The organism is Streptomyces sp. W16, assembly GCF_033194735.1.
Lineage (GTDB): Bacteria > Actinomycetota > Actinomycetes > Streptomycetales > Streptomycetaceae > Streptomyces.
The window spans coordinates 1-16,416 of the sequence record NZ_JAWOAI010000200.1; the positions used below are offsets into that span (position 1 = coordinate 1).

16 protein-coding genes are annotated in these 16,416 nt (G+C 67.7%); 3 read left to right on the forward strand and 13 right to left on the reverse strand.

Annotated elements, in window-relative coordinates:
- The coding region (locus R6V09_RS25500) for a DUF5926 family protein (protein WP_442810131.1) at positions 1–433 on the forward strand (433 nt) is incomplete at its 5' end.
- A gap of 149 nt (positions 434–582) precedes the next feature.
- On the opposite strand, the gene R6V09_RS25505 is transcribed toward R6V09_RS25500, so the two are convergent.
- From R6V09_RS25505 to R6V09_RS25560, 12 genes are all read right to left on the reverse strand, one after another.
- Positions 583–1,089, reverse strand: coding sequence for a hypothetical protein (locus R6V09_RS25505; protein ID WP_317883753.1), 507 nt, complete (start codon positions 1,087–1,089; stop codon positions 583–585).
- Entirely contained in the window at positions 1,086–1,865 is a 780-nt protein-coding gene (locus tag R6V09_RS25510; protein ID WP_317883754.1) for an aldo/keto reductase, read from the reverse strand. The genes R6V09_RS25505 and R6V09_RS25510 overlap by 4 nt, the downstream gene beginning before the upstream one ends.
- Positions 1,862–2,455, reverse strand: a complete 594-nt coding sequence (locus R6V09_RS25515) for an AAA family ATPase (protein ID WP_317883755.1) — start codon at positions 2,453–2,455, stop codon at positions 1,862–1,864. Before R6V09_RS25515 ends, R6V09_RS25510 begins: the two co-directional genes overlap by 4 nt.
- Positions 2,452–3,057: a 3'-5' exonuclease gene (locus R6V09_RS25520; protein ID WP_317883756.1), complete on the reverse strand. Its 606-nt coding sequence runs from the start codon at positions 3,055–3,057 to the stop codon at positions 2,452–2,454. The genes R6V09_RS25515 and R6V09_RS25520 overlap by 4 nt, the downstream gene beginning before the upstream one ends.
- Positions 3,054–4,247: a radical SAM protein gene (locus tag R6V09_RS25525; protein ID WP_317883757.1), complete on the reverse strand. Its 1,194-nt coding sequence runs from the start codon at positions 4,245–4,247 to the stop codon at positions 3,054–3,056. The genes R6V09_RS25520 and R6V09_RS25525 overlap by 4 nt, the downstream gene beginning before the upstream one ends.
- A 22-nt stretch (positions 4,248–4,269) precedes the next feature.
- On the reverse strand, positions 4,270–5,358 hold the full coding sequence (locus R6V09_RS25530; protein WP_317883758.1) for a nucleoside-diphosphate kinase: 1,089 nt from the start codon (positions 5,356–5,358) through the stop codon (positions 4,270–4,272).
- On the reverse strand, positions 5,316–6,338 hold the full coding sequence (locus R6V09_RS25535) for a thymidylate synthase (protein WP_317883759.1): 1,023 nt from the start codon (positions 6,336–6,338) through the stop codon (positions 5,316–5,318). The genes R6V09_RS25530 and R6V09_RS25535 overlap by 43 nt, the downstream gene beginning before the upstream one ends.
- Before the next feature lie 564 nt (positions 6,339–6,902).
- Positions 6,903–8,270: a glutamine synthetase family protein gene (locus R6V09_RS25540; RefSeq protein ID WP_317883760.1), complete on the reverse strand. Its 1,368-nt coding sequence runs from the start codon at positions 8,268–8,270 to the stop codon at positions 6,903–6,905.
- On the reverse strand, positions 8,267–9,733 hold the full coding sequence (locus tag R6V09_RS25545; protein WP_317883766.1) for an amino acid permease: 1,467 nt from the start codon (positions 9,731–9,733) through the stop codon (positions 8,267–8,269). The genes R6V09_RS25540 and R6V09_RS25545 overlap by 4 nt, the downstream gene beginning before the upstream one ends.
- A gap of 176 nt (positions 9,734–9,909) precedes the next feature.
- Positions 9,910–10,908 (reverse strand): hypothetical protein, encoded by a 999-nt coding sequence (locus R6V09_RS25550; RefSeq protein WP_317883761.1) that lies wholly within the window; start codon positions 10,906–10,908, stop codon positions 9,910–9,912.
- A gap of 379 nt (positions 10,909–11,287) precedes the next feature.
- The gene (locus tag R6V09_RS25555) at positions 11,288–12,139 is read right to left on the reverse strand and encodes a DUF6415 family natural product biosynthesis protein (protein WP_317883762.1); all 852 of its coding nucleotides are present in this window, start codon (positions 12,137–12,139) and stop codon (positions 11,288–11,290) included.
- Positions 12,140–12,230: 91 nt separating this feature from the next.
- Positions 12,231–13,445 carry a helix-turn-helix domain-containing protein gene (locus R6V09_RS25560; protein ID WP_317883763.1) on the reverse strand — a complete coding sequence of 405 codons (1,215 nt, stop codon included), beginning with the start codon at positions 13,443–13,445 and terminating at the stop codon, positions 12,231–12,233.
- A 130-nt stretch (positions 13,446–13,575) separates the two neighbouring features.
- Between R6V09_RS25560 and R6V09_RS25565 the strand changes: the two genes are divergently transcribed.
- A complete protein-coding gene (locus tag R6V09_RS25565) occupies positions 13,576–14,256 on the forward strand; it encodes an HAD family hydrolase (protein WP_317883767.1) in 681 nt (226 codons plus the stop codon).
- 320 nt (positions 14,257–14,576) lie between these two features.
- Here R6V09_RS25565 and R6V09_RS25570 read toward each other — a convergent pair whose 3' ends face one another.
- On the reverse strand, positions 14,577–15,491 hold the full coding sequence (locus R6V09_RS25570; protein WP_317883764.1) for an ArsR/SmtB family transcription factor: 915 nt from the start codon (positions 15,489–15,491) through the stop codon (positions 14,577–14,579).
- A gap of 450 nt (positions 15,492–15,941) precedes the next feature.
- Between R6V09_RS25570 and R6V09_RS25575 the strand changes: the two genes are divergently transcribed.
- A complete protein-coding gene (locus tag R6V09_RS25575; RefSeq protein WP_317883765.1) occupies positions 15,942–16,283 on the forward strand; it encodes a hypothetical protein in 342 nt (113 codons plus the stop codon).
- The last annotated feature ends 133 nt before the right edge of the window (positions 16,284–16,416 follow it).

Sequence of the window (16,416 nt, forward strand, 5' to 3'; positions counted from 1 at the left end):
GGAGAACACGTCGCCCGAGGTGACCGCCTCCCTGGAGCGCGCCAACGCCGCCGCCATCCCGACCGTGAAACTCCAGGGCGTGGACGCCGCGTACTGGTGCGAGACGCCGGACAAGAACCACCTGCGCCGGGTCATGCCGCACCCGGAGGAGCAGCTTCTGGACGGACTCGCGCGGCTGCACGCCGCCGGCCGCTCCGGTCTCGGTGACGGCACCCGCCTCGTGGGCTCCTTCCGTGCTCACGGTCTCACCGCCCCCGTCTGGGACCTCCCGAGCGGGCTCACCACGGACGACATCGAGAAACCGACCGCCGAGTTCACCGAACGCACATGGCGGGCCTACCAACCGACAGGTCACACTCAGCTGACACACGGAATCAAGAGTGAGCTCGACTGCACGGTCAACAGATTTCAGAATCCCCCAGCCAATAATTAGACGACTCCACCTAACTGGCGCCCAAAGCTTCCGCCGAATCCTGATTAAGCTCTTCCAGCGAGTGATCGACTTGTGGCGACGCCGGGGTGTCACCCTGCAACCAAGAATGTTCGGTTCAACGCCCTGTGCCCAGTTGACCGCTGAGGGATCTACGAACCGATCTCCTCGCGGACTGCGGCCCGCACCACGCCGCCTTCCGTAAAAGCTGGCTCGCCCGTGGCGAGAGCTTGCAGACCAACCACAACCCTCAGCCGGATCTTGGGCCACACCTCGCCGATGAAGTGGACGGTAGGCATGACGCGCAGGGTGGCCCTGGGGTCCCGGTAGGCCAGGCCCTCAACGACCGAGCAGGTCATCGCCGTGGGGGCCAGCACGTGGGTAATGACCTTCCGTCGCCGCATCTGAACCTGGTCCACCACGACTCGTCGAAGGGGCGGAAGGCCGTCACGGGAAGTAAGAATCCGCTCAGCCGCCTCCTGCGGGGACTGCCCTGTGCGAATGTCGCCGACGGGCAGCATGAGCAGTCCGTGCAGGTCGGCGACAACGAGGCAGTCCGCACCGATCGGCATCAAGAGTGCGACGCCGACGACCGGCGGCCTCCAGTCCTCGTAGGCGGCGCTGCGCCCTACGGGTATCGCGGCGGTGGCGGGCGTCAAAGCGAGCCCCCTGGTGCTGCTGCCACGATCTCGGCGAGGTGGCTCGGCTGGCTTGTGCTGGGGATGGGGGCGATGTGGCTGCCGCGGTCGAGGAGCCAATGCAGAGGTACGGCGGGCCCGTTAGTCCGGGCGAGGACGCCTGCGTCGAGCGGCCGGTAGGCGATGTAGGGAATGCCGAGTTCGCCGCACACCTCTACTGCGTCGTCGAAGCGGTCGGTGGTGTTGAAGACGTTCTGCACCGCGGCGACGGTCAGGGTCTTGCCCGCCAGGCGGATGACCTCGGGGGTGACCTTGGACAGGCCGATGTGCCCGATCTTGCCCTCATCCTGGAGTGCTTTCAGGACGGCGATCTGGTCGTCGAGTGCCACCTCGGGATCGATACGGTGCAGGTAGCACAACTCCAGCCGCTCCACTTGGAGGCGGCGCAGGCTGGCTTCCACGCAGGCCCGCAGGTAGTAGGGGTTGCCGAGGGGCATCCACTGAACTGGTCCGGGGCGCACCAAGCCGACCTTCGTGGCGATCAGTACGTGCTCCGGGTATGGGTAGAGCGCGTCGCGGATCAACTGTTCGGCGGTGTGGGGGCCGTAGGCGTCGGCGGTGTCGATGTGGCTGATGCCGTACGTGTGCACGGCCTGGCGCAGGACGCTCAGTGCGGTCTCGCGGTCTGCGGGCTCGCCCCAGATGCCGGGGCCGGTCAGGCGCATCGTCCCGAAGCCGAGCCGGGACACGGACTTCCCGGCGATGGTGATGGTGCCCCCGGGCAGCACGGATGTCATACGAGGGCCTCCGTCAGGCAGCTCCGTACGGCTTCGTCGACGATGTGGGCCTGGCTGTCGGGGTCGCTGTGGACCCGGAGGTGGGGGATGTCGTCGCGGTCCAGGAGCTGGTGCACGTGCTGGTCGACGAGTCGCCGGTAGCGGGGGTCGTAGTCGTGGCGGGGGTCGACGGGCACGCTCTCGTCAAGGACGGTCGCCAACAGCAGGTGATATTTGGGGAGTTGGGTGGCGGCGAGGGCGTGGAGGCGCTTGTGCTCCGTCCGGGGTGCGGTTTCGCCGCGGTATTCCAGTGCGGCGTGGAAGTAGGCGAGGGCATCGTGGGCGGCCCGGTCGAGGACGACTTCGGCGCCCTGTGCGATGGCGGCGATCTCGTCGGCAATCCCTTGCGTGATGATCCACTCGGTGGACCGGGCCGTGTGACGCTGCATCTTGGGCAGGCCGGCCGCCGCGGCGCGTTTGCCGAGGCGGCTGGTGCGTCCCACGGTGATTCCTTCGGCGCGCAGTTCCATCTCTATGCGCTTCAGGAGCGTGGTCTTGCCGGTGGAGTGGGTGCCGAGCACGCCGATTCGGATGGGCTGATGGGTTGTCACCACAAGGTGGGGTCCTCTTCTGGTTGTGGGGCGCCGGGCAGACCGGGCGGCACGGCCGCAGCGATCAGCTGGTCCCAGCTCTCGTAGTGCTCGGCCATGGCGATCAGGAGCTGGGCGGTGGCATACGCGTCGTAGGTCGCGCGGTGCCGGCCGGTCCGCGGGGCCTGCGACAGGTCCGGTGCCACATGCTTGATCAGGGCGTCGAGGGTGTAGGAGGTCAGGTCCGTGTAGGTCGCCCTGGCCAGGCGCAGGGTGTCGATGACCCCGACCGGCTGCCACCCGGGGAGGTGCCGGTGCAGTTCCCGGTAGTCGACGTGGGCGTTGTGGGCGCAGATCCAGTTCTGGCCGAGGAACGCGCCTACCTCGTCGGCTAGTTGGGCCCAGGTGGACTGGTCGGCGAGGAGTTCGTTGGTCAGGCCGTGGATGCCGGCCGCGCGCGCGGTGACGGGCCGTTCGGGGCGAATCAGCCAGGCTCCGGCGGTGGAGGTGTCGGGGATGCCGACGCGCACAGGCAGGGCGGCGATCTCGACGAGGTCGGGCGGGTTGGTGCCGTTGCCCTCGACGTCGACGACGAGCAGCGTGGGCCAGGAGGCGAAGTTCATGGGGTGGTGGATCCGTCCTCCGCCTCCCAGCCGATGGGGGCCCGGCCGTGGCGGCGGTAGAGGTGGGGCTTGTTGCGGTCGTGGCACTGGTAGCCGAACCCGTGCTGGAGGTAGTAGCGCGGCTGCTCGTCCAGTCCCTCGACGACGATGGCACGATCGTTGATCTCAACGGTGCCGATCGCGCCGAGGGCGCGCGCCTCACGGGTGACGGTCTCCAGCTCGGGTGTGACCCACGCCTTCGCGCACAGCGCGACCTGCTCGGGCGGGCAGATGTCACACAGTTCACGCACCCCGTAATGGCCGTTGTAGTCGGCCTCCCCGTGGGCGTAGGCGACACCGCAGCTTGTCTTGCGGAACAGCGTTCCCCACGGAGCTGCTCCGGGGATCTGCGCCGCGTTGAAGGCGTCCAGGATCCGCTGCTCGGCCTGTTCCGGCATGATCTTGCGGCGGGCCGTGTCGTGGTACGGCACGGGCAGGCCGTTTGCCTCGTAGTAGGCCCTGATCTCGTCGCGGAAGAACAGGCCCGTGAACACGGTGGCGTGGGCGTGCAGGGACAGTTCGCGGGCCCGCTCGACGTGCTCGTCGGAGTCGTTGAGGCCCGGCACGATCGGACGCCAGTACAGGACAGTCCGGTAGCGGTCGGCGTGTTCGTACAGCATGCGCAGGCTGTCGGCCGCGTACGCCGAGTTCACCGGCTCGATGGCCGGGTCGTCGATGCCGGAGTGCGTCACCAGCAGGGTCAGGCGCAGGTTCGTGTACGAGTTGAGGACCGCGCAGTCCTCGGCGCTCACCCGCCACCGCGTGATGACCAGGACATGGTTGGTCAGGCCGTGGTCGTCGAGCTGGCGCAGTACAGCGAACAGGTGTGGCTTGACCACCGGCAGCATCGGGTCCGTGGCCCGGTTGAACAGCTGGATCGGCGTCTGGTGCGGCCGGAAGTAGGGGTGGTCGACGAGGGCGGCGACTGCGGATTCGTCGCTCATCAGACGCTTAGGCGTCTTCATGTCGAAGTTGTCGAACTCGTGGCGGACGCAGTAGCCGCATTCCAGGGGGCAGCCGACGATGTGGTTGAGCGACAGTCCGGACTTGCGGTATTCGATCACGTCGGCGAGCGCGGGCTTCAACTCGCCGATCTGCTCCGTGGTAAGGAGCGGGAGCAGGCGGCGGCGCGGTACGACGGGAAGGGTCATCAGGACCTCCACACAGGCGTGTTCAGCGGTCGGTGGACGTGGGCTGAGCGGGAAGAGAAGTGGGGGTGGTGAGCAGGGCGCGGTGGTCGGCGCCGAACCAGGTGCCGAAGTCGCGGCGGGCGGAGCCGGCGTCGTCCGAGGTGTGCACGAGGTTGTGGACGAGGCGTTTCTCGTCGAGGGCGCGCTCCAGGCTGTCGTGGCCGAGGTCGCCGCGGATTGTGCCGGGCGCGGCCCGCAGCGGGTCGAAGTGGCCGATCAGCTGGCGCAGTTGGAGATGGATGCCCGGCTCGCCGTAGGCGAGAGCGACGGTCACGGCCTTGCCCGCGTAGGCGTCATCCAGGCAGGCGGGGATGTCCCGGTCGGGGAAGTGGTCCGCGTCGACGAGGAGATCCCAGTAGTGCACATGGGCCTGCCACGGCTGTACGACGACGTTGCGGCGGCTCGCTATCGTGCAGCCGGCGGCCTCGATCCGCGCAAGGATGGTGTCCGTGAGACCGCGCTCGACGGCATCCGGCTTGCACAGGATCACCGAGCAGCGGTCGAAGTCGGCGATCTGCAGACGGCGGCCCGGCCCGTACCACGTCCCGTACTCCCGGCGGGCTCCGGCCGGGTCGTCGCTGGTGTGGACGAGGTTGCGTACGAGACGCCTCTCCTCCCCTGCCGCTGCGAGGCTGTCGTCACCCAGGTCACCGCGGATCGTGCCGGTTGCCGCCCGGGCCGGATCGGTGTGCCCGATCAGCTGGCGCAGCCGGGCATGGAGGCCGGGTTCACAGTGCGCGAGCGCCACGGTTACCTCCCGGCCCGCGAACGCAGCATCGATCCACACCGGCAGATCGGGAAGATGACGGCGCCCGGTGTCGGCGAGGAGATCCCGGTAGACGACGTGCGGCTGCCACGCCTCGGCGATCAGGTCCAGACGGCCCGAGAGGGCGACGCCCGCACCGGAGATCCTCTCAAGGATCTGCTTGACCAGGCCGCGCGCCACCGCGTCAGGCTTGCACAGGATGACCGCCCAGCAGTCGAAGTCGATGCCCTCGACCACCGCGCCGCTCATCGGCCGGCCGCCGCTCACCGGGAACCGCCGACCGACGTCGCGGCGCAGTGGGGCCACTTGCGTTCCATGAGCCAGCGCGGGCCGGGATCGAGTGCGGCCAGGACGTCCGGGTCGCATGCTGTGGTCTGGTAGTGCTGGATCTGCCGGTACAGCTCGAACAGCAGCACTGCCTGCTGCCAGTACGGATCCAAGTCCAGGCCCGTAATGTGCTCGGCGCTGTAGCGGCGCCGGTTTGTACGGAGCACATGTTCGTGGTGCAAGACGTCCGCAATGGTGGAACCCGTGGTGTTCCGGGGCATCGACGGGAACGGGAAGAACGGCGGCGTCGGCCGGGATTCCGCCTCCTTGAGGACGCGTTTGACACGCTCAGCGTCGCTGTCGTTGACGTGGGCGGACCCGATCGTGTGCGTGTACGTCCCCAGCTCCAGGCCGAGTTGGACCGCCGCGTACTCGTGGATCATCGTGAAGGAGAAAACGTCGGACAGCAGGCCGCAGTCGAGGTCGTTCGCCCGCATGCTGCACACCATGTGCAGTTGCCCGTTGCGCAGCAGCAGGTGCAGACCGGCCAGGCAGGCGACGTCGGGGTTGTCGAGGTTGGCGAGTTCCCTGGCCGCGAACACCGGCAGGTAGCCGCGTTTGCTGTCCGTCTCGTTCAGCAGCAGCTCCACGACCTGGTCGAACTGAGACCGACCGCCACGGATCGGGCTGAACAACGTGTGCCCGTAGGCGGATCCGCCGAGACGGATGCCGTCGGCACTGCAGGCGCGCATGGACGACGAGTAGTAGCCGATCATCTCCAGGTCCCGGCGGCCGGCGAGGTACCACAGGGCCTCGGCGAACTGGAACACCGGATTCGCCCGGCGCTCGGCCAGATACGGCAGGCGCTGACGGGGATCCGCGAGTCGGAAGCTGACCCCGATCACTTCACGGGCGGCGTTGCCGCGCGCGTCAATCCGGTGCTCCGGCTGCTCAGTTGTGAGTCGTAGCAGAGCGAGGTAGGCACCCTCGACGCTGTCGAATGGCGGGGCTGCGAGCAAGGCACTCTCCACAAGTGAGGGAACGGATAGTGAGGTGGGCGCTGCCGTCCTGGCCCGAGCGGCACCACACGCCGCGAGCACCGAGAGGGGAGCCTGTGCAGTTGTCCGTCTGTCGTCCGTCGCTGCCTGATCGCCGAGCGGCGGGGGAGCGACGGGCTGGTGGTGCCTCAGGGCCAGGCCGGCGGTGAACCCGCCGCCCGGCAGCGGGAGTTGGAGTCCGCGCCGGCACCACAGCCGCTGGCCTCGCGAGCACCGGGGCAGGGGTCATCGGATACTCACCCGGTCCGGATGCTCGTCTGGGCCAGGTGAGGATGGCGCTTGGTGTCGTCCAGCACGGTGAAGCGGGTGTGGGTCACAGATGGTCATGTCGAGAAGTGATCGGTCTGCTCGGTTTCGTGGGGCCCTTCGTCCCCCGGGCCACCGTCTGGTCCCGGGGAACGAAGGGGGTTCGGCTCCCCGGCGCCAAGTACGGATCCGGAGCTGCGCACCCAGCACTGAGCGGGGAGGGCCTGTACGCAATGGCGAGCCCCAACCCGGCCGCCGCGCACGGGAGTTGGGTGCCGGTCAGGGTGTGGCGAGTCCTCGTCGTAGGTCGAGGTCGGTCACGGTGGTGCGGTGCACGGCGAGTTCGTGGCGGGCCGCGTTCTTGTAGTGCGAGGCCACGTCCGCGGTAAGCAAGTCCTGTGCCGGCAGCGGGCAGCCCTGGAGGGCGTCGAGCGCCTCTTGGAGTGAGCCCGGTACTGGTGGTGCCTCGGGGTCGTCGAAGGCGCTGCCGATGTAGGGCTTGGGCGGTTCGGACTTGTGGTCGAGGCCGGCCAGGACGGCGGCGAGGGTCGAGGCGAGCGCGAGGTAGGGGTTGGTGTCGGCGCCGGGCAGACGGTTCTCCAGGTGGAGGTTGTCACCGCGGCCGACGACCCGGATGGCGCAGGTGCGGTTGTCGCGGCCCCAGGTGAAGGTCGTCGGCGCGAAGGTTCCCGGGACGTAGCGTTTGTAGGAGTTGACCGTCGGCGCGTACAGCAGACCCAGGTGCGGCAGGATGTCGAGGAGGCCGCCGACGGCGTAGCGCGCGGCATCGGGCGTCCGTCCCTCGGTCTCGGCGAACAGCGGCACCCTGTCGCGGTCCAGGAGGGAGAGGTGGATGTGGCAGCTGCTGCCGATGCCGGTCGCGGGCGCGGCCATGAAGTTCGCCACCAGTCCGGCCTGCTCGGCGATGGTCCGCGCGGCATGCTGGAACAGCAGGTGGATGTCGGCCGCCCGTAGCGGCTTGCCGTGGGGGAACGTCACTTCCACCTGCCCGGCGGCGCCCTCGGTCTTGATCGCCTCGACGGGCCGTCCCATGCCGGCGAGGCATTCCTGCAGATCCTCGAAGAAGCGGGTCAGTACCTGTGGGTGGTCGAGGGCGTAGTCGAGGTTGCGGTCGGACACCGGCCGCCGTGTGGGGTGGTGGGGGTTTGCGGCGTCGGTGTGGCTGAGCACGAATTCGGTCTCCAGGCCGACCTGGGCGGTGATGCCGCGGGCGGTGAGCCGGGCGAGCTGGCGTTGCAGGATCTGCCTCGGGGCCACGCTGACGGGCCCTCCGTCGTGGCCGATGGCGTCGGCGAAGACCAGGGCGGTGCGCCGCATCCAGGCCAGCTGGTAGACGGCGCCCGGGTCGGGGAGCAGGCTCACGTCGCCGTAGCCGGTGTCGGCGCAGGACAGGGTGAAACCGTCGAGCGCGCGGTTGTCGACGTCGGTGGCCAGGACGTAAGCACACATGTCGCTGCCGCCGAACGCGACGCCGTCAACGAAGTGGTGCGCGTCGATCCGCTTGCCCTTCAGCCGGCCCTGCATGTCGGGCACGGCCAGCATCACGGTGTCCACAGCCCCGCGGTCCACCAGCTCGCACAGGGCCACGAAATCAGAGGCCGACGGCTGGAAAGAGGTCTCACTCATACGAGGTCCTCCCCCAACAGCGCGCGCTCCTTGGCGGTCCCGTACGCGGGGATGCCGTAGCCGCGTCGCCCGCGGGTCGCCCATCCGATGGTGGCCAGGAGCAGGACGGCCGCGAGCGCGACGGGGGCGTAGTTGAAGGAGTCCTTGGTGACCGGGGAGACCTGCGGAAGCAAGAACATCACGGTGATGAAGGCGACCCAGATGACGGCTGTCCAGCCGATGGGTTTGCTCCAGCGGCCCAGGTGCCAGGGGCCCCGGACGAAGCGGTCTCCGGCGCGCAGGCGCAGGAAGACGGGGATGGCGTAGGCCGGGGTGATACCGATGACGTTGATCGCGGTGACCGCGTAGTACGCGGTCAGCGAGTACAGCGACGGCAGGGCCAGGACGAAGGGGACGACTACCGACAGCCACACGGCCGGGACCGGGGTCTTGGTGCGGGGGCTCAGCCGCTGCCAGGTCTTGGAGAAGGGCAGGGCGCCGTCGCGGGAGAACGCGAACACCATCCGTGAGGCGGAGGCGAGGCCTGCGTTCGCGCAGAACAGCTGGGCGACGATCACGACCAGCAGGAGGATCTTCGCGCCGGTCAGGCCGAGGGCGTCGAGGAAGATCTGCGCGGGCGGCACCCCGGTCGCGGTGCCGACGGTGCCTGCGTAGTCCTGGATCGCGAACAGCATCCCGGCGAGCAGGACGAAGCCCACGATCCAGGAGTAGAAGATGGAGTTCACGATGCCCTTGGCAGCCGATATCTGGGCATGGACGGTCTCCTCCGAGAGGTGGGCGGAGGCGTCGTAGCCGCAGAAGGTGTACTGCGCGAGCAGCAGCCCCAGCGCGATCACATAGAGGTGGTTGCCCCACCCGGTGGTGTTCGCGAAGTGGGTGAACACGAAGCTCGCCGACTGGTGGTGGGAGGGGATGAGGGCCAGGGCGCCGACGATCGCCGCGACGCCGCCGATGTGCCACCACACGCTGACCGAGTTCAGTACGGACACCAGCCGCACCCCGAACAGGTTGAGCACGGCGAGCAGTAACAGGATGGCGCCGCAGATGGCCAGCGTCTTTCCGGGGGTGGGTGTGAAGCCCCACTGGAGGTTGAGCCAGGCGCCGACGAACAGCGACATGCCGTAACTGCCCCCCGCCATGCCGCCGAGCAGGCCCAACAGGTTCAAATACCCGGTATAGAAGCCCCACTTGGGGCCGCCGAGTCTGCCGGCCATATAGAAGAGGGCGCCGGCTACGGGGTAGGCGGAGGTGACCTCGGCGAGCGCGGCCCCCAGACACAGCACCGTCAGGCCGACGAAGGCCCAGCCCCACAGCATGTCGGCCGGACCGCCGGTGATGAGCCCGAACCCGAACAGGGTCATGCACCCGGACAGCACCGAGATGATCGAGAAGCTGAGCGCGAAATTCCCGAACGGGCCCATGCGGCGGGCCAGTTGGGGCTGGTAACCGAGCTGCCGCAGCATGTCCTCATCGCTCTGGGCGCTCGGGGCGCGGCGGTGGGTGGTTCGTGGGGAAGACAACGGACGTACCTCCGGAAACAGGAGTAGGGGACGGTGGAAAAGGCCAGGGGCCGGCGGTGGACCCTGCACGGTGAGGGAGCGCCGGCGGGGCGGGGCCCGGCAGGTGCCCCGGCGGCCGGTCACCGGCGTCGCGCCGCGTACCGCATGCCGCCTACGCCGGCCCGAAGGCAGCGGTCGCGGGCGCGTTCGAACTGCTCCAGCCACAGCTCCGGTGTCTCGGCGACGTACTTCCACGGCTCCGGGGTGACGAACGGCCCGATCGCCACGAAGACCTGGGCAGCCTCCGGGTACAGGCCGGTGGAGAACAGCGCCTGCGCAAGGTGGTTCAGGTCCTGCGGCGACCACTCAGCCTGGTCCGCGGACCAGAACCACCCCTCCAGCGCCCGCCACGTGTAATGCGAGATCGGGTCGGTGGTCCAGTACAACGGGGTCAGCGCACCGCGCGCCCGCTCCTTCGCATAGTGCTCGGCGTGCAGATACAACGGCAGCAGCAACAGCGGCGAACCCTCCGGCGCCCACGTACAGATCCACCGCACCACGTCATGCACGTTCGCCCCGTACGCCCGCAGCACCCGGATCATGCGGTGCCACGCCTCACGACTGCCCGGATCACGCTGGTCGGCCTCGTGCAGCAGACCCCACGGCCCGGTCGGCAACATGTACTCCGGAGGGTGCGCCCGGTGCTCGGGACGCCGCCGCCACGCCTCGGGCCAGTCCAGCTGCGCCAGCGCCAACAGACACACCCACGGCACCGGATCAGCAGGCCCATAGCGCGCCGCCTCCCCGCACGCCGCCCGGGCACGATCCACCAGCACACCCACACCGCGCTCCCCCGCGCGGTACGCACCCAACGCCTCCTGCACCCGCACCCGCGCCCGCATCATCAACGCGTCCGCACTCGGCTCCTCCTGCAACCACGCCTCGACCGCATCCCCTTGAGCCGCAACCACCGCCGCCGCCAGGACCTGACTGCGAGCGGTACGCACCCCCCAGGTGGGGCAGTTCCTCAGCAGCTCGCTCGTCGACCGCCACCGGCCGGCACGTACGTCGTCCAGCGCCGTCCGCAACACGCCGTCGAAACCGGCCGGATGAAACTGAGGCCGAACAGCACCGCTCATCGACATATCCCGCACCTGCGAGGGCACTTCGAAGCGGCTCCCACCACACCCACCCGACCGACGGCCAGCGAGACTAACGTTTTGAGACAGGGCACGAGCGCCCGTAATGGGGACATCGAGACCTCAAGGGGAGTTGGTCAGAGGGGAGTTGGCCGCCGGGATGCGGGCCTCGACAGGGGAGGCAAGACGCACGACACCCCGACGACCAGTCAAGGGGCGCGGGCGCTTCGGCCAACGCTCGGACGTCGTTCCACCCGCCAAGTTGGGTGGTGTCTGCGAAGAGCTGTCGCCAGTCAGCGCGGTCCGTAGTACCGGTCCTTGCCACTGCTCCTGGGGTAGTACAGCAGCGGACCTGTGTCGCATGGGCGGGCAGCGCGCTTCAGGAACGGCGTACCTTGTCGGCGCATCTGACATGGATGCGTCCCGCCGTGGCGGCTCCGCCGGACGGGCTCACCTTGTCGTACGACACCGACTCCTCATCGTCTTTGATGTGCTCGTCACAGCCGAGGCACATCAGCAGCCCGTTGAGTGCCTCGAAGTGATCGCAGAGGGCGAGCATGGAACGGCCGAGTCGCTGGACGCGCCTGACCTCCCCGACCAGGTCGATTGCCTCGATCTCGTCCAGATGTCGGCGAGCCTCAGCAACACTGGCCAGTGCGGACCGGGCACGGACATCTCCATTCGGTTGCCGTACGGCGAGATCCTCCACGGCCAGAATCAACAACGTGACGTGGCTATGAAAGAGATGGGCGAGGGCCTGAACGGTCTCCCACCTCGGGAGCATGCTGTCGTCACCGAATAACTCTGCCGATGCGGCGCGCATCGTCTCAACGTCTGGAGGCCGTTGATCTCTCCGCTCTGGAGCGCAGTTCACCACGTAGGTGAGTGCCTGGCGCAGTGCACTGGTCGACGTCAGCCCTCGCCGCGGGGAAATCAGCCAATAGGGTCCGGGCGGTGCCTCCCTGCTGTCCGGAGGCAGGACCACATGCGAATCCAGACCGAGCGCCGTGGTCTCGGGAACGTCCCAGTCACCGGTACTACCCGCCGGAACGAAGAAGTACAAGGCCGGTTCCACAGGCCATGGATCCACTGCCACGGCTCCCGGTTCCGGGATCCGCTCGATCGCTCGGACAGCGAGGTGCCTACGAATCTTGACGACATCCCAAGCCACTCCGGCCGCCGCGAGACGCGTGCCATCGGCGTTCACCATCTCCACTGCATCACTGATCATGTCGCCTGTCCTCCGTCGCTGTCCGGCGAAGGTACGGGCAGGCCAACAACACCAGCCGAACCGAGAGTTCGGGTGAACTCTCGGTTCGTGGTCAGATCAGCTGAAACCGCTCGGCAAGATCGGCGACCTGACGGCGGAAGGTGGGACGGACACGGCTCTGCAGGTCAAGGATCATGTCGCGAGCCAGCGGGCTGCGGGCCAGGTCCTCGGGCGCGATCTCTTCAAGGTTGAGCAGGTGCACAAGAACCGCGGCGTCCTCGCGGCGCAGGTCGTGACATCTGGCCAGTTCCAGACCGAACGTGAACCGGCGCTCACGGCTAGGGAGTTGGGTCGTGTCGATCTGGTCGGCCATTCGAAGGCCTTCGGCGGCCTCACCGGCGAGCATCTCGATGCTCATCGCGTGCATGTCCACATTGGTAGGGCCGAACACCGTCCACAGGACGTTACCCTCCCCCACCTGGCGGGCGAGCGGTACGGCGCGCCTCTCCAGTCGCTCACGCGCCTTCCACCAGTTACGGCAGCGCGCCTCGGAGACGACCGCGACGAGTTCGAGTGCTCCCTCAACGGCCTTGGTCTCGGCTGTCTCGGGTGCGTGACGCAACTGTTCGACCGCCAGGAGGGCAACCTCCTTGGCTTCCTCCACAGCGCCTGGATCGCTGTGCGAGAGCAGGACGTGCCCGAGGTTCCACTGGGCAGCGGCGATGCGCACAGGGTCGTCGGCGTCCTCGGCAGCGCGGATCGCCCTGTCGGCGACCACGAGGGAGAGGTCAAGCCTTCCGGCGCGGCGGCAGTACGAGCGGAGGAGCCCATACAAGTCGGCTGCCACCCGCAGGACTTCGCGCCGTACTTCCTGGTCGTTGCCCCGACGGTGGACCCGCACCGCGTGCTCCACATCGCCGATCAACTCCGGCAGCACGCCGGCCGCCTCGGTGAAGCGCTCCTTCGAGGACTGCCACGTGCGCCAGGCCTGTTCCACTCGTTCGCGGAGTTGTGCCGTGTTCATGGGGGCGGCACTGCGCGGTGGCCCGTAGCCCATCAGCGCGCGGGCCACAGCAGGCGCTGCGGTGAGCGGCACCGGAGTTTCGTCGATGAGTTCATCGGAGAGCAGTGCCGCGATGGGTACCCCTAACTCGGCGGCGAGGCGGGAGAGCACATCAGCGGATGGGACCTTCTTTCCCGCTTCGATCATCTGCAGATAGCGCTCGGAAATACCGCACAGGCCGGCGATGACCGAGGCAGAGCGATTGCCGTTCTTCTGCCGGTAGTGCTTGATCTGCCTGCCGACGGGCAGTCTTGCTGGGTTCACGGTTCCGCCCCCTTCCGCAAGCATGACTCGTAACGTCAGCGTAGAGCGGATGGAGCGGGTCCGTGCACGGTCTGTGCACTGTCGCGTGACGTCTTGTTACCCAGTCACGGATGGGGAGTTGAAGAGCGCGATGGTACGACTGGTCTTGTGGGACATCGACCACACCTTGATCGACACACGTGGTGTGGGCCGTGAGCTGTCAGCAGCAGCGTTCCAGGGGGCCACGGGACAGCCCATGCGCGAGCAAGCGAAGATCGACGGCATCACAGAGTCCGTGATCTTCCGTGAGACCGCGAAGCTCCACGGACTGACCACGGATCGTGCGGACTTCGAGCGCTTCGCCGACGCCTTGACGGAAGAGCACCTGAAGCAGGCCGGCGAACTGCGTGAACGTGGCCATGCATTGCCGGGCGCAGCCGCTGCTCTCGACGCGCTCGCCGCTCTCGGCGTCCAGCAGACCGTGGTCTCCGGAAACGTCCGCAGGGTATCGGAGATCAAACTCCAGGTGTTCGGGCTCGACCGGCACATCATGTGGGATCTCGGCGCGTACGGGGAGGAGAGCGACGTCCGAGCCAGCTTGGTGCGCCTGTCCCTCCAGCGAGCAAACGCGTCCGCAGCAGATGCCGTGCTGATCGGCGACACGCCTGCCGACGTGGAGGGCGCGCACGCCAACGGCGTACGAGTCATCGCGGTGGCATCCGGGCGCAGCGACGAAGCCGCTCTCCGCGACACCGGAGCGGAGGCGGTGCTGTCGGACCTCCGAGACACAGAGCTTCTGGTGAAGCTCGTACGTGACTCGGATATCGCCTGATACGCCAAGGACAGCCGCCGTGCCCACGTAAGACACGGACGCTCTGGCCAACGACGTTGACGGTACGACCGAGGCTTGGAGCCCGTTCGGAAAAGCGAACGATGAGACGGAACGGATGTCCTGAAGATGGGCTTTGACCGGCACCGGTAGTTGGCCAACCCTCGCGCAAGGCCCCAGGTTACGGGGGCGCCTGTCAGCGACACCTGGCCACAGTGGTCAGAGACACATGGCCGGGCAAGCTTCGGAGTCCGAGCCTCCGCCTGCACTAACTTGACTCTGAAGCCCTATCTCAACCGAACGTACGGCTTCTGAACCCAGGCTCAGTTGCGTTGAGGCAGCCAGCGTTTTGTGGTGCTGGTAGAGCCGGTGAGGAGTCCGAGTCCCAGTGGGGTGCATGTGTGCCAGACGGATTTGCCGTCACGGTGGGCGGTGGTGAGGTGGGCGGCGCGGAGGGCCCCGGTGTGTTCGGACACGGAGGACTTTGCCAGGTCGAGTTGGCGGGCGAGGTCGGTGGTGGTGCGTGGTCGGGTGAGCTGTTCCAGGATGGTGGCGCGGGTGCCTCCCAGCAGCGTGGCCAGGGCGTTGGCGCTGGGGTCGTCGAGTAGGGGGAGCGGGGTTGTAGCCGGGTAGACCAGGAACGTTCCCTCGGCGTATCTGCCGACCAGGGGCCGTCCGGTCCAGAAGACGGACGGCAGCAGGGTGATGCCGTGCCCGTCGAGTGTGATCTCGACATTGTCGGTGCTGTCGAACTCGAGGGTGGTGCCCTGCCAGCGTGCCCCCGGAGCGAGGCCGGCCAGCGTCGCGCGGATGCCCTGGGCGGCCAGGAGCTGGACGCGCCAGGCGCGTTCGGCGTCGAATCCGGCACGGATGCGGTCCCATGAGCGGGCCAGAACGTCTGTGTTTGCTGCCCGTACGGCGTGTTCAAGGATCTTCCAGGCTTCCCGGTCGCGGTCGGCCAGCAGGCGGGTCCACGGGGCGGGGCGGTGGCCGGCGGCGTGCACGCGGCGCAGTTCGGTGCGGACGAACGGGGTGGGGGCCGACAGGACCTGGTCGAGCCCGTCGTCGAATCCCAGGCTAAGCGGGTCCAGGAACAACGGGCCTTTGGCCGTGGCGGGCACCAGTTCCAGCAGCGGCCCTACGGAACGCGGCAAAGTGTGGAGTGTCCGCCGCCGCCAGAGGGTGAACAGCGGGTCGGGCCGCTGGAGCACCGCGATGGCGAGAGTCAACTCCACCATTGATGCTGGCTCGTTGGCAAACGTCACTTGCAGCAAGTCCTCGGCGGTAAAGCACACCCGCAGCACGGTTTCCCCTTGCCCTGGTGATTCAGTCCAGGCCCCTCACGGTTCGGCCAGGAGCGAATCGAATGCGTGAACCGCGCTCGAACCCGAAGCTGGGACAGCGGCTCCGAGTGTGAGCCGTACATCGAACATGCGGAAGCGGTTAACCGGCCACAGAACCACCAGGACTGCTTCCGCGGGCACCTCAGCGCTTAGGGCGCGTAATGCGAGTCCCGACGGTGCCGGCCGCGGTGCTGTCCGGGACAGACCGGACAGCACATGGTTCGCGGTCTGCACGGTCATAGTCGGCCTACAACGTCTGAAAGCAGGTGATCACAGATCATGTCTGTCCGTTCATGTCTGATTCCCCTGGCCGCTACGGCTTCCCTGATCGGAACAGCCCTTGCAATGGCCCCCTCCGCCAACGCAGCACCGGCCGGTGCGCAATCCTGCTACGGCTCTGCCGAAACCTACTTCAAGCCCAACGGCCCCAGGGACTACCCGGCCGGAGACCACTTACAGAGTTCCGGCTCCTGCAACGACATCAACATCAAGCCGAAGACCAACCGGTACGTCCAGGTCTGCATCGAGAACATCCCCGAAGGAACGCTGGAGTGTCCGGATCCGGATGACTTCGTGTACGCCGCCGCGGACCAGTGGACCGTGGTCACGTACAACGTTGACCCCGGTACCGCCTTCGTCTTCCGGTTCCGTTCCACGGCGCAGTCCAGCGGCAGCTGGGCTGCCTAGGCGTACTACTGAGCTTGAACGCGGGTTGTCGTAGCCGCTGACAGAGCTTGATCCTCGCGGTACGCCGTCTCTTATGAGGTATGCGCAGGGTGGTGGTCTGTCGGACGAGCGCCGGCAGTTCCGTGAGGGGATC

Bases quoted from the DNA above. Each gene is read 5' to 3' on its own strand.
- R6V09_RS25555 (WP_317883762.1), bottom strand. From the start codon at position 12,139: ATGATCAGTGATGCAGTGGAGATGGTGAACGCCGATGGCACGCGTCTC.
- R6V09_RS25525 (WP_317883757.1), bottom strand. From the start codon at position 4,247: ATGACCCTTCCCGTCGTACCGCGCCGCCGCCTGCTCCCGCTCCTTACC.
- R6V09_RS25570 (WP_317883764.1), bottom strand. From the start codon at position 15,491: ATGGTGGAGTTGACTCTCGCCATCGCGGTGCTCCAGCGGCCCGACCCG.
- R6V09_RS25550 (WP_317883761.1), bottom strand. From the start codon at position 10,908: ATGAGCGGTGCTGTTCGGCCTCAGTTTCATCCGGCCGGTTTCGACGGC.
- R6V09_RS25510 (WP_317883754.1), bottom strand. From the start codon at position 1,865: ATGACATCCGTGCTGCCCGGGGGCACCATCACCATCGCCGGGAAGTCC.
- R6V09_RS25565 (WP_317883767.1), top strand. From the start codon at position 13,576: ATGGTACGACTGGTCTTGTGGGACATCGACCACACCTTGATCGACACA.
- R6V09_RS25545 (WP_317883766.1), bottom strand. From the start codon at position 9,733: ATGCTGCGGCAGCTCGGTTACCAGCCCCAACTGGCCCGCCGCATGGGC.
- R6V09_RS25575 (WP_317883765.1), top strand. From the start codon at position 15,942: ATGGCCCCCTCCGCCAACGCAGCACCGGCCGGTGCGCAATCCTGCTAC.
- R6V09_RS25520 (WP_317883756.1), bottom strand. From the start codon at position 3,057: ATGAACTTCGCCTCCTGGCCCACGCTGCTCGTCGTCGACGTCGAGGGC.
- R6V09_RS25540 (WP_317883760.1), bottom strand. From the start codon at position 8,270: ATGAGTGAGACCTCTTTCCAGCCGTCGGCCTCTGATTTCGTGGCCCTG.